Source organism: Kitasatospora sp. NPDC059827 (assembly GCF_042731675.1).
Taxonomy (GTDB): Bacteria; Actinomycetota; Actinomycetes; order Streptomycetales; family Streptomycetaceae; genus Kitasatospora.
Window position 1 is genome coordinate 1 of record NZ_JBHWIV010000130.1, and the last position, 11,112, is coordinate 11,112.

General features: G+C 73.6%; 14 protein-coding genes and 1 pseudogene. 12 read left to right on the forward strand and 3 right to left on the reverse strand.

The annotated features are described in order from the left end of the window. Nucleotides 1–280: 280 nt before the first annotated feature. Genes ACFV8H_RS39350 through ACFV8H_RS39365 form a run of 4 tightly spaced genes read left to right on the forward strand, consistent with a single transcriptional unit; the run spans nucleotide 281 to nucleotide 1,955 of the window. Nucleotides 281–424 (forward strand): hypothetical protein, encoded by a 144-nt coding sequence (locus ACFV8H_RS39350; RefSeq protein ID WP_380409318.1) that lies wholly within the window; start codon nucleotides 281–283, stop codon nucleotides 422–424. Between the two features lie 14 nt (nucleotides 425–438). Further along, nucleotides 439–807 (forward strand): 3-deoxy-7-phosphoheptulonate synthase, encoded by a 369-nt coding sequence (locus ACFV8H_RS39355; RefSeq protein ID WP_380409320.1) that lies wholly within the window; start codon nucleotides 439–441, stop codon nucleotides 805–807. Beyond that, nucleotides 804–1,166, forward strand: coding sequence for a hypothetical protein (locus ACFV8H_RS39360; protein ID WP_380409351.1), 363 nt, complete (start codon nucleotides 804–806; stop codon nucleotides 1,164–1,166). Before ACFV8H_RS39355 ends, ACFV8H_RS39360 begins: the two co-directional genes overlap by 4 nt. 9 nt (nucleotides 1,167–1,175) lie before the next feature. Further along, a complete protein-coding gene (locus ACFV8H_RS39365; protein ID WP_380409322.1) occupies nucleotides 1,176–1,955 on the forward strand; it encodes a class I SAM-dependent methyltransferase in 780 nt (259 codons plus the stop codon). A gap of 82 nt (nucleotides 1,956–2,037) precedes the next feature. Here the strand turns inward: ACFV8H_RS39365 and ACFV8H_RS39370 are convergent, their stop codons facing one another. Next, nucleotides 2,038–2,766, reverse strand: a complete 729-nt coding sequence (locus tag ACFV8H_RS39370) for a TetR/AcrR family transcriptional regulator (protein WP_380409324.1) — start codon at nucleotides 2,764–2,766, stop codon at nucleotides 2,038–2,040. Nucleotides 2,767–2,856: 90 nt separating this feature from the next. On the opposite strand from ACFV8H_RS39370, the gene ACFV8H_RS39375 reads away from it, so the two are divergent. Then, entirely contained in the window at nucleotides 2,857–3,414 is a 558-nt protein-coding gene (locus tag ACFV8H_RS39375) for a DUF1707 domain-containing protein (protein ID WP_380409326.1), read from the forward strand. 36 nt (nucleotides 3,415–3,450) lie between these two features. On the opposite strand, the gene ACFV8H_RS39380 is transcribed toward ACFV8H_RS39375, so the two are convergent. Then, nucleotides 3,451–4,275 carry an SAM-dependent methyltransferase gene (locus ACFV8H_RS39380; RefSeq protein WP_380409328.1) on the reverse strand — a complete coding sequence of 275 codons (825 nt, stop codon included), beginning with the start codon at nucleotides 4,273–4,275 and terminating at the stop codon, nucleotides 3,451–3,453. A gap of 184 nt (nucleotides 4,276–4,459) precedes the next feature. Between ACFV8H_RS39380 and ACFV8H_RS39385 the strand changes: the two genes are divergently transcribed. Continuing rightward, nucleotides 4,460–5,179: a hypothetical protein gene (locus tag ACFV8H_RS39385; RefSeq protein WP_380409330.1), complete on the forward strand. Its 720-nt coding sequence runs from the start codon at nucleotides 4,460–4,462 to the stop codon at nucleotides 5,177–5,179. Between the two features lie 62 nt (nucleotides 5,180–5,241). Then, entirely contained in the window at nucleotides 5,242–6,615 is a 1,374-nt protein-coding gene (locus ACFV8H_RS39390) for a M64 family metallopeptidase (protein WP_380409332.1), read from the forward strand. Nucleotides 6,616–6,693: 78 nt separating this feature from the next. Here the strand turns inward: ACFV8H_RS39390 and ACFV8H_RS39395 are convergent, their stop codons facing one another. Further along, the gene (locus ACFV8H_RS39395) at nucleotides 6,694–7,062 is read right to left on the reverse strand and encodes a hypothetical protein (RefSeq protein ID WP_380409334.1); all 369 of its coding nucleotides are present in this window, start codon (nucleotides 7,060–7,062) and stop codon (nucleotides 6,694–6,696) included. Nucleotides 7,063–7,337: 275 nt separating this feature from the next. On the opposite strand from ACFV8H_RS39395, the pseudogene ACFV8H_RS39400 reads away from it, so the two are divergent. From ACFV8H_RS39400 to ACFV8H_RS39420, 5 genes and pseudogenes are all read left to right on the forward strand, one after another. Beyond that, nucleotides 7,338–7,589: pseudogene (locus tag ACFV8H_RS39400) on the forward strand (DUF6234 family protein); the annotation flags it as partial. Between the two features lie 214 nt (nucleotides 7,590–7,803). Then, nucleotides 7,804–9,309 (forward strand): MFS transporter, encoded by a 1,506-nt coding sequence (locus ACFV8H_RS39405; RefSeq protein WP_380409336.1) that lies wholly within the window; start codon nucleotides 7,804–7,806, stop codon nucleotides 9,307–9,309. A 285-nt stretch (nucleotides 9,310–9,594) separates the two neighbouring features. After that, nucleotides 9,595–9,993: a peptidoglycan-binding protein gene (locus ACFV8H_RS39410; protein ID WP_380409338.1), complete on the forward strand. Its 399-nt coding sequence runs from the start codon at nucleotides 9,595–9,597 to the stop codon at nucleotides 9,991–9,993. Between the two features lie 121 nt (nucleotides 9,994–10,114). Continuing rightward, complete coding sequence (locus ACFV8H_RS39415; protein ID WP_380409340.1) at nucleotides 10,115–10,486, forward strand: peptidoglycan-binding protein; 372 nt, start codon at nucleotides 10,115–10,117, stop codon at nucleotides 10,484–10,486. A gap of 69 nt (nucleotides 10,487–10,555) precedes the next feature. Further along, nucleotides 10,556–10,960 (forward strand): peptidoglycan-binding protein, encoded by a 405-nt coding sequence (locus ACFV8H_RS39420; RefSeq protein WP_380409342.1) that lies wholly within the window; start codon nucleotides 10,556–10,558, stop codon nucleotides 10,958–10,960. Nucleotides 10,961–11,112 lie beyond the last annotated feature (152 nt).

The following is an 11,112-nucleotide window of genomic DNA, read 5'->3' on the forward strand; positions in this document are numbered from 1 at the left end:
CATCCGGAACAAGATCGACACTCACCCGGACAGCCTGCCGACCAAGATCGTCGAGTACAAGGGTACAGCTCAACTCATTCTGAAACGATCAGTAAACCCCCCACACCCCACGCACCACGGGCCCGCCCCACACCGCCACCCACAGCGGCACGAGGCGGGCCCTGCCTGTTCCCGCAGGCAGGGCCCGTACCGGTGGCGCCACGGGGGGCAGTTCACGGGCCACCGGGATCTGGTGTCGATCGGTCAGATGCGGTCGTAGGCCTCGGTGAGGCAGTGGCGCATGATCTGTTGGCTCGGCGACCCGGGCGCCCTGGTGGAGTACGAGGTGGAGCGCTTCGCCCGCCCGCTCGCCGCACCCGGACCGCAGGCACCCGGGCGACGGGCTCCGCCGACGCCTCGGCACAGCAGCTCGGACACCGACTGACCGTCCTCTCGCAGATGGCCGTCCTGCTGACCTACGCGCTGTCCGTACCGGTGGTCCGGATCGGGCCGGCGCCCGAGCGGGGGTGCGAAGCCGCCGCCGTGAACCTGGCGCGGGCGTTCATCGCAAGCACCGGCCTCCACCACCTGCACGCCCGGAACCGGGAGTTCGCGGCCCACTCCCCCGCCGGCGCACGCCACCGCGACCTGACCCGCCGGATCGACTCCACCCTGGCCTTCATGCGGGCCTGCGGGATCGGCCCGGCCGGGCCCAGGAGCAGCACGTCCGGCGAGTTCTACACCAGCCGTCCCCACCCGGGCAGCGCGGCCGACCGGGACGCCCCGGCAGTACGGCTGACGAGGTCCTGGCGCTGGTCGAGCGGCTGAACCCGCACGGGGAGCCGGGCCGGCTGGCCTTCCTCGCCCGGCTGGGCTCGGCGCGGGTCCGGGACGTCCTGCCGGACCTGGTGGGCAAGGCCGCCGCCTCCGGTGGTCTGGGTCGGCGACCCACGGCACACCGGCCACACCTCCGCGACGACCTCCTCGAAGGGGTCGGGGGCGTTCTTCGAGGTCCACCGCGAACTCGGCACCCACCACCCCGGCGGCCTCCACCTGGAGCTGACCGGCGAGGACCCCGGCACACCACGTGCAGCCGTCCCGCCGGTCCAGCCGTCCAGCCGGTCCGGGAGCGAACGGAAGTTGAGGAACTGATGAGAAAACCGGCCGACGGGCCCCGGCGCCGATAGCGTGGCCGGATGGATCACGACCAGCACCAGCTCCACGCCTCGTCCTTCGGCGCCGCGGCGGCGGCCTACGCCGAGCACCGGCCGGACTACGCGCACGCCGCGGTGCGCTGGGCCCTCGACGCCGCGCCCGGGCCCCGGGTGCTCGACCTCGGGGCCGGGACCGGCAAGTTGACCGCCACCCTGCTCGACCTGGGGGCCGAGGTGATCGCGGTCGAGCCGGATCCGGCGATGCTGACCGAGCTTCGCCGCTCGCTGCCGACCGTCCGGGCGCTGTCGGGAAGCGCGGAGTCCGTTCCGCTGCCGGACGCCTCGGTGGACGTGGTGCTGGCCGGGAACGCGATGCACTGGTTCGACATGGCGGTCGCGGGCCCGGAGATCGCCCGGGTCCTGCGGTCCGGCGGCATCCTCGCGGGCCTGTGGAACCTGCTGGACGACCGGGTCGAGTGGGTCGCCGAGCTGGCCCGGGTGAGCGGGGCGGCGGCGATCGGGCCGCGTGACACGCCCGCCGCCTGGCGGACCGAGACGGCCGGCGCCCACCTGCCGAAGAGCACCGGCGCGGTGCGCTTCGGCGAGGCGCGGCAGGAGCTCTTCCCGCACGGCCAGGCGCGCACCGCCGATTCGCTGGTGGCGACCCTGGCCACCCGCGCGGGGATGCTGGTCATGCCGGACGACCGGCGGGAGGCCGCGCTCGCCCGGATCCGCGCGTTCCTGGCGAGCCGGCCGGAGACCGCGGACGGCGGCTTCACCCTGCCGATGCTGACCGGCGTCCTGCGCACCCGCCGGCTGTGACCGCCCCGGGCGGCGACGGCCGTCCTGCGCCGTTCCGCCTCCGGTCGACGTCCCGGGTGGCGCCCCGGTCGACGTCCCGGCGCTACGCCCGCGCCTCCGGCGGGAGCGCCGCGGCGATGCAGTCGAGGACCCGCTCCAGCCCGATCCGGAACTGCTCGTCCCGGCCGAGCCGGGGCCCCCGCGCCTCCAGGGCGATCCGGCCGAAGATCGGGTACTCCCCGCTCTCCAGCAGCTGCCGGACGTACGGGTAGCTGCGCGCCTGCCATTCCTCCTCGCTGACGCCGCTGCGCCGGACCTCCTCGGTCCAGCTGACCTCGTCGCGGGCGGCCCCCTCCACGTAGCCGTTGAGGACGGCCATCAGGCCGAGGTTCTCGTCGATCGGGAGGTGGGCGTCCAGCACGCCCATCACCCCTTCGATCAGGCGCAGTTGCCGGGGGCCGAAGCCGGGCAGCGCGCGGTGCACGGTGGCGATCCAGGGGTGGCGCAGCCACATGGCGCGCAGGCCGTGGGCGTAGCGGGTGAGGTCGCCCCGCCAGTCGCCGGAGGGCATGCCCTCGACGTCGATCTCCCCCATCAGCCGGTCGGCCATCAGCTGGATCAGCTCGTCGCGGCCGGGGACGTACCGGTAGAGCGACATCGCGCCGGCGCCGATCTCGGCGGCGATCCGGCGCATGGTGGCGGCCTCCAGGCCCTCGGCGTCGGCGATCCGGACGGCGGCCTCGGCGATCTGCGCCCGACTGTAGGCGGGCTTCGGCCCGCGGGCGGGGCGCTCGGGCCGCATCCAGATGTTCACGTACTCGGCGTCGGTCACCGTCGGCCCCTCTTCTTGCGTACACGGTACCCAGTAATCTAGCGTGGCCGCCATGACAGCGTACAACGTACTCAGTTGAAGGGTGAGTTGATGGCGACCAGCACGGGCGGACCGACCACGATCAGCGAGGCAGACCGCGACACCGCCGTCCACCGCCTCCAGGAGGCCTACGCGGAGGGGCGGTTCGGCTTCGAGGAGCTGGAGCGGCGGCTGCAGCGGGCGCTCACCGCGACGACACCGGACGGCCTCGCCGAGGCCCTGGCCGGACTGCCGGAGCCCCTCGCCCGACCGGCCACCCGGTCCGCGGCCACCCTCACGGGCGACGCCCTCGGCGGCCGGATCCGGCGGCGCGGCGCCTGGCGCGTCCCGCGCGTCCTCACCGTGGCCTCGGCGCTCGGGCGGGTGCGACTGGACCTCTCCCGGGCGGTCATCGAGGACCCGGTGGTCGACATCCAACTACTGCTCGGCACCGGCAGGGCGAGCATCACCGTGCCCCGGAACGCGGTGGTCGACCTCACCGCCCTCCACGCCGGCCTCAAGCAGCCGCGCTACCGCGCCCGCCGGGCCGTCCGCCCGGGCGGGCCGGTCATCCGGATCTCCGGGGCGACGGGGCTGGGCCGCCTGCGGATCCGCCACTCCCTCCGGTGAGACCCTGCCGACGGCACCCCCTGGGGACGCCCCGGTTCAGCCCCCGGCCGTGCGGACCGCCTCGATGAAGCCGCTGGTCCGACCGGCGCCCTCGGGCAGCGGACGGCCGTAGGCCTCCCCGACCTCGGCGAGGGAGGTGGTCCGGGCCTGCCAGCCATGGGCGTTCAGCCACTGGTCGGTGTCGGGGCCGAGCCCGCCCTGCCAGAGCTCGGTGACGTGGGCCAGCGCCGGATCCTCCGGGCTGCGGGAGACGTCCCGGCCGCGCTCCATCAGCAGCCGGCTGCCCGGTGCGGAGAGCGAGCCGACGGCCGTGAGCAGTCCCGCCGCCTGCTCGGGGCTCAGGTACACCAGCAGGCCCTCGGCCAGCCAGGCGGTGGGCAGTTGCGGGTCGAAGCCGGCCGCGACCAGGCGGCGCGGCCACCCCGGGTCGAGCAGGTCGCCCGGCAGCACCTCGCGCCGGCAGGTCGGCACGGCGTCGGCCGCGTCGAGCACCTGCTCCTTGAACTCCAGCACCGGCGGCAGGTCCAGCTCCCACAGCCGGGTGCCGCCCGGCCAGTCCAGCCGGTAGGCCCGGGCGTCCAGCCCGGCCGCCAGCAGCACCACCTGCTCGGCGCCGGCGGCCTGCAGCCGGTCGTCGTAGTAGCGGGTCCGCAGCACGATGTGCACGGCGAGCGCCGCGGCGAGGCCCTCGCGCCGCGCCCGCTCGGGGAGTTCGGCGGGCAGCCCGGCCGCCTCCGCGAACCGGGCCGCGTACGGGTCGGTGAACAGCGGCTCGGGCCGGGTGCTCTCGTGGGCCCGCACCAGCACCACGGGCAGGGCGGTGCGGGAGACCGGGCTCATCGCATCAGGCGTCGGCGTCATGCCCGCCAATCTACCGCCGCCTACAAGTCCGTTCCGGGCAGGGGCAATTCCTCGCGCACTCCGCCGTTCCCTGGCATGATCCGGGCTGTGACCGGGCGCATCGACGGCAAGCGCCGGGCGACCGGGGAGGACTCGACGGGGGTGGCGATGAACGAGAACACCGTGCCGGCGCTGGACGGCGGCGATGCCTGAGGACGCCGTTCCCGTCCGGGACGAACGCCCCGACCCGGACGCCTGGCAGGTACCGCCGTCCCTCGGCGACAGGCTCCGGCCCGTCGCCCGGATCGTGCTCGTCCTGGTCGGCCTCGCGCTCGTCGTCGCGGGCTTCGTCCGGTTCACCGCCGACTTCGAGGACGTGCGCCGCTACCACCACACCCCGCTCTGCACCGCGCCCGCGAAGCCGTCCGACGACTGCGCGACGCGGGAGAGCGGCCGGGTGACCGGGAAGCACCTGGATCCGAGCTCCGACTCGGATCCCTACACGCTGACCGTGGCCCGCGAAACGGCGCCGGCCGCCGAGTACGGCGTCGGCAAGGCGTTCTACGACGACGTCACCACCGGCACCACCGTGGACGTGGACGTCCTGCACGGCGAGGTCATCGAGATCGGCTACCACGGCCACCGCTCGCAGACGGAGACCTACCCGTGGGCGGACGCCGCCGTGCTCAGCCTGCTGATCGCCGCCGGGACGGCCCTGGTGCTCACCCAGGCGTGGCCGCTGGACGACGGGGTCGTGCCGTTCGTCCTGGCCGTCACCGTCGTGGCGAACGTGCTCGCCACGCTCCTCGGCTCCATCGCGCTGCTCACCCTCCAGTGGCCCCTGGCCGTCACCCTGATCGTCGCCGTGCTGTGCTGGATCGCCGCGACCGCCCTCTTCCGCGGCATCCTCAACGAATTCTCCTGATTGTCAGGTCCCCAACAAGGGAAGGAGCCTCCCCACACCCGCCGCCCACCGGGAGGAACTCCGTGCCGATCAGGACCAGAAGAAGAAGGAGCAGGACCGCGCCGGCCCTGCTCACCGCCGCCCTCGCCGTCGCGCTCCTCGGCGCCTCCCCCGCCTGGAGCGCGCCGGAGCCCGGCGCGCCCGGCACCCCCAGCACGGTCGGCGCAGCCGCCGCACCGGGCACCGACCGACCCCCGCACCAGGTCGAGGCCTTCGCCGAGGACGGGACGATCGCCCACGCCACGGCACCCGCCGCCTCCCCGTACCTGGCCACGCCGCCCACCGGCCTCACCGCCCCGGGCGCCGACGGCGACGGCGAGGTCACCCCCCTGGTCCGCAACGGCGACCCGGCCACCAAGCTGGACGTGGTGGTGGTCGGCGACGGCTACACCGCCCAGGAGCAACAGAAGTTCCGCACCGACGCCGCCGAGAAGTGGCGCGAGATCACCGCCGTCGAGCCGTACGCCACCTACCGGCAACTGTTCAACGTCTGGGCCGTGTCCGCCGTCTCCCCGGAGTCCGGCGTCACCGGCGATCCCGACCAGGCCACCGTCCGGCACACCGCGCTCGGCTCCTACTTCTGGTGCGACGGCGTGGAACGGCTGCTCTGCGTGGACGACAAGGCCGTCGACCGCTACGCCGCCAAGGCCCCGCAGGCGGACCTGGTGATCGTCGTGGCCAACACCGCCAAGTACGGCGGCGCGGGCTACAACGACATCAAGTCCCCGCTCGGCTACGAGGGCATCGCCACCGTCGCGGGCGGCAACGCCAAGTCCGGGCAGATCGCCGTGCACGAGACCGGCCACTCCCTGGGCAAGCTCGCCGACGAGTACGCCTACGACGGCCAGGGGACGTACCAGGGCGCGGAACCGCCCGAGGCCAACATCAGCACCCTGACCGCCGACCGGATGCGCGACCAGGGCACCAAGTGGGCCCGCTGGCTCGGCCAGGCCTCGCCCGACGGCGGGACGGTCGGCAGCTTCGAAGGCGGCGGCTACTACCCGACGGGACTGTACCGGCCGACGGAGAACTCGATCATGCGCTCGCTCGGCCGCGAGTTCAACCTGCCCGGACGGGAGGCGATGATCGCCGGCTTCTACCGCCACGCCACCCCGCTGACCAGCTTCACCCCCACCGGCAGTTGGCTCACCGCCACCGACCGGCTGACCGTCGACCTGCCCGTCCCCGGCACCCAGCTGCGCTGGTACCTCGACGGACGCGAACAGCCCCGGCTGCGCGGACGCACCGCCCTCGACCTCGACGGACTGCACCTGACCGGCCCGCGCTCACGCCCGCACCTGCTCACCGCCGTGGCGACCGACCCGACCCCGGCCGTCGCGGACCCGGCCCTGCGGAAGGAGCTGACCGGCAGCCTGTCCTGGCTGGTGACCAGGTAGTCGACCGTCAGAACGCCCGCCCCAGCCCCAGCCCCGGCAGCCGACCGCCGCCGGGGCCGGGCCACCGGCAGCACCGGTTCAACCGGCCGTCCCACGGCGCTCCGGACGCTCCGGGCGCTCCGGCGGGCGGCGGCGCAGCGGCGCCAGTTCGCGCTCCAAGGTCCGTACGTCCCGGGCGATGCGGGTCGCGAGCTCCTTCGGCCCGGTGTCGCTGGGCAGCCGGCGCGTCCAGGAGCGGGCCTTGGCCGGACCGTCCTGGACCATGTGGAAGGTGAGGCCCACCACCGCGCCGACATCGGCCAGGCTCACCAGGATCCGGGTGTCCGCGAGGTCGATGGTGACCTCGTTGCCGATGCACGAACAGGCCACCAGGCCCTCGATCTCCTCCTCCGCCAGGTACCTGGCCAGCGGAACCGCCCTCCCCCGGACCAGAAACGGACGTGTCACCGAAGCCACGGGACCCGCCTCCTCTCGCCGCTCGCGTACCGCCGCGGCCGGGCGCAAGCGCGCCGCAACAGACCGGGCCCCGCCCATGCTCCACCACACCGCAGCAAAGCGCCAACTCCGTGTCTCACCAGTTGATTTGAGCGCATGCACCCGACCGGCGCACCGGCGCACACCCAGGCGCACCGGGCGGTGCACCGGCCAGTGCACCGGGTGGTGCGCCGGGTGTTCGACCGGGCCTCGCCCCCCGGGCCGGGGCACGGCAGGGCACCGACGGCGCGGCCGACCGAACGGCCGACGCCCAAATCGGCTTCACCTGGCACCTGATGGGCGCCGCGTTCGGCTTCGCGGCCCTCGCCGCCCTGCTGCGGGCGCGCTGGACGGCGGCGATCCTGGTGCTGGCCGCGCTGGTGCTGTCGACGTCCGCCGCGCAACAGCAGCACGAGTGGGATCGCGGTCACCCCGCGCCGCCGACCCCGCTGCCCACCTGGTACACCCCCTGCTACAGCGGCAGCGGGCGGTGCAACTGACGGGCCCGGGGCTCCGGGGCGAACTCGCCCGCCACCTGCACGGCTCCTGACCGGGCGGCCCGGCCGCCGCCGGGGCATCATGACGGAGTAGTCGCGACCGCTCACCGAGCGTGACGGCCCGGGGCGGCTCTCCTCCGGGCACCGGGCATCCGGGGCGGTTCTCGGGGCACCAGGCATCCGTGAGCAGTCGTCCGGCCGACGAAGGAGGACCGTCATGACCGATCCGGCGAAGCCGACCCCCACCTCGTCCGCGCACCGGCAGCCCCCACCGGGGGTGATCGCCGCCGACGTGCCCGCCCGACTGGACCGGCTGCCGTGGTCCCGCTGGCACTGGCGGATCGTGATCGGCCTGGGCACGGTGTGGATCCTGGACGGCCTGGAGGTGACGATCGTCGGCAACATGGCCGGCCGGCTCGCCCAGGACGGCAGCGGCATCGCCATCACCACCGCCCAGGTGACCACCGTCGCCGCCGCCGTCTACGTGGCGGGCGCGTGCACCGGCGCCCTCTTCTTCGGCTGGCTGACCGACCGGCTGGGCCGCAAGAAGCTGTTCATGGCCACCCTCGCCGTCTACCTGGCCGCCACCGCCGTCACCTCGCTCTCCTGGACGGCCTGGTTCTTCTTCCTCTGCCGCTTCTTCACCGGCTTCGGCATCGGCGGCGAGTACGCGGCCATCAACTCGGCGATCGACGAGCTGATCCCGGCCCGGGTCCGCGGCCGGGTCGACCTGGTCATCAACGGCAGCTTCTGGATCGGCGCCGCCGTCGGCGCCTTCGCCTCCATCGCCCTGCTCAACACCTCGCTGTTCGCCACCGACCTCGGCTGGCGGCTCGCCTTCGGCATCGGCGTGGTGCTGGGCCTGGTGATCCTGCTGGTGCGCCGGCACGTGCCGGAGAGCCCGCGCTGGCTGTTCACCCACGGGCGGGCGCCGGAGGCCGAGCAGGTCGTCGCGGAGGCCGAGCGGAGCATCGAGGAGGAGACCGGGCAGCCACTGCCGGCGGTCACCGGGGAGTCGATCCTGATCCGCGAGCGGGAGCCGCTCGGCTTCGTCGCCATCGCCAGGACCGTGGTGCGCCGCTACCCCCGCCGCACCGTCCTCGGGCTGGCGCTCTTCATCGGCCAGGCCTTCCTCTACAACGCGGTGACCTTCGGTTACGCCACCATCCTGACCACCTACTTCGCGGTGCCGGAGGGCGACACCGGCTACTACTTCGCGGTGATCGCGGTCGGCAACTTCCTCGGCCCGCTGCTGCTCGGCCACCTCTTCGACTCCGTCGGCCGCAAGCCCATGATCGCCGGTACCTACCTCGGCTCCGGGGTCCTGCTGTTCGGCACCGCCGCGCTCTTCCAGCAGGGGTCGCTCTCCGCCGCCACCATGACGGCCTGCTGGACGGCCGTGCTCTTCCTCGCCTCGGCGGGGGCCAGCGCGGCCTATCTGACGGTCAGCGAGATCTTCCCGCTGGAGACCCGGGCCATGTCCATCGCCTTCTTCTACGCCGTCGGCACGGCGGTCGGCGGCATCAGCGGCCCGCTGCTCTTCAACGGCCTGGTCAGCAGCGGGAAGGTCGCCGACACCACGCTCGCCTTCTGCATCGGCGCCGCCCTGATGACGGCCGCCGGCCTCGTCGAGGCCGCCATCGGGGTGAAGGCCGAGCGGCGCAGCCTGGAGTCGCTGGCCGCGCCGCTCAGTGCCGTCGGTCCTTCCGGCGGCGGTTCCTGACCTGGCCTTGCCCCCGGCGCCGTTGAACTGGGGTGTTGCCGCGGGTCCCGGACCCCTTGCGCCGTCCCTTCCGTGTCCCTCCCCCGTCCCCGGATGACCGGTCGCCGTGTCCCAAGCCGCAGGTCAGCGCCCTGGGACGGGCAGCGGCGTCCCCCGTCAGCGTCCCAGCGGGCCGAACGGGCTCGCGCCTGGTGCAGAGTCCTCCCTGTCGGCTCCGGGGTGGACCGACGGATCACGGGGCGAGCCGCGCGACAGCGGCCGGCAGCCCGGCTACGGAGGACTGCGATGAACATCATGAAGAAGGCCACTCTCGCGGCGGCCGCGACCCTGCTCCTCGCCACGGGTGGCATCGCCACCGCCGGCACCGCCTCGGCGTCGACCCAGATCAGCTGCGCCGGCCGTGAGTACGAGCAGGCCGGCGCGCCGTACAAGCCCTCCGAGTCGGACAAGCACTTCGGCTTCTACAACGGCTACTCCGAGACGCCGTCCCCGAACTCCTTCAGCTGGGCCACCGTCGAGGCGCAGTGCCTGCTCAACACGATCGGCAGCGACCTGACCGTGGACGGCTACTACGGGCCGAAGACGCAGGAGGCCGTTCGAGGCGTCCAGCGCACGCAGAGCCTGAGCCAGGACGGCTTCGTCGGCCCCGAGACCTGGCCCGCCCTGCGCTTCGTCGCCTGGTGACCCCACCCCAGGTCCCGGCGGCCCAGCACCTGGGCCGCCGTCGGGGCGCCTCCGGCCGGTCGAGAGCCGCGCGAGTCCGCCCGAAGTTCCGTGCACGCCAGCTGTCTCCAGGGAGATCGTCATGACCGAGTTCCGGCGCCGGATGGCCGCCCTCACCGCATCCGCTGCCATCGCCCTGGGAGGCGTGGTGGCCCTGGCCCCGCAGGCGTCCGCGGACATGTACTGCAGCTACATCTCGGACAGCGCCAGGCCCTACGTGTCCCCGAACCAGAACAACGACGCGGTCAAGCAGGCCCAGTGCCTGATCCTCTTCGAGAGCGGCTTCGGGATGAACCACGCGGTGCAGGTGGACGGCCAGTACGGCCAGGAGACCTACGCCGGCGTGATCTGGGTCCAGCACTGCAACGGGCTGTCGGAGGACGGCATCGTCGGCCCCAAGACCTGGGAGAAGCTCTACAACCCGAACTCCGAGTGCCAGCGGTTCGACAACTGACCGTTCCGGCCGGCACCGACGGCCGGCGCGGGAACCGCCCGGCCCACCCACCACTCGAAGGAAAGACTCATGAAGGCAGTAGGCAAGCGCGCCGTCCGTAACACCGCGATGCTCGGCGCGGTGGTGGCAGCCGTCGCAGGACTGACCGCGACGCCGGCCCAGGCGCAGTACGGCTACTGGCAGTCCTGCATGCAGGAGGTCGGCAGCTACCACTACCTGGGCTGGGACCTCCCGGACGTGACGCTCGGCAAGGGCTCGGGCGGTGTCTGCGTCAAGGAGCTGCAGTCCGATCTCGTCCAGCTGGGCCTCGTCCAGAGCCAGGACGTCCCCAACTTCGTGGACGGCGACTTCGGCAAGAAGACGTACGACGCGGTCGTGGCCTACCAGACGAAGTACTCCGACGCCGGCGGCGTGGACGGCCTGGTCGGACGGAACACCTGGCACGGCCTGATCGCCCGTACCGAGTTCGAATAGGCCTCCTGGACGGCGCGGGCGGCCACTGACCCTCGCGCCGAACGCTGCGGCGCAGCCCCCCCGGGGAAGGGGGGGGCGCCGCGCAGTGCGGTGGGGGCGAGGGGGGGTTACAAGAGCCGCCCCCCCCGCCCGGCCAGGGGGGGGGTGGGGGC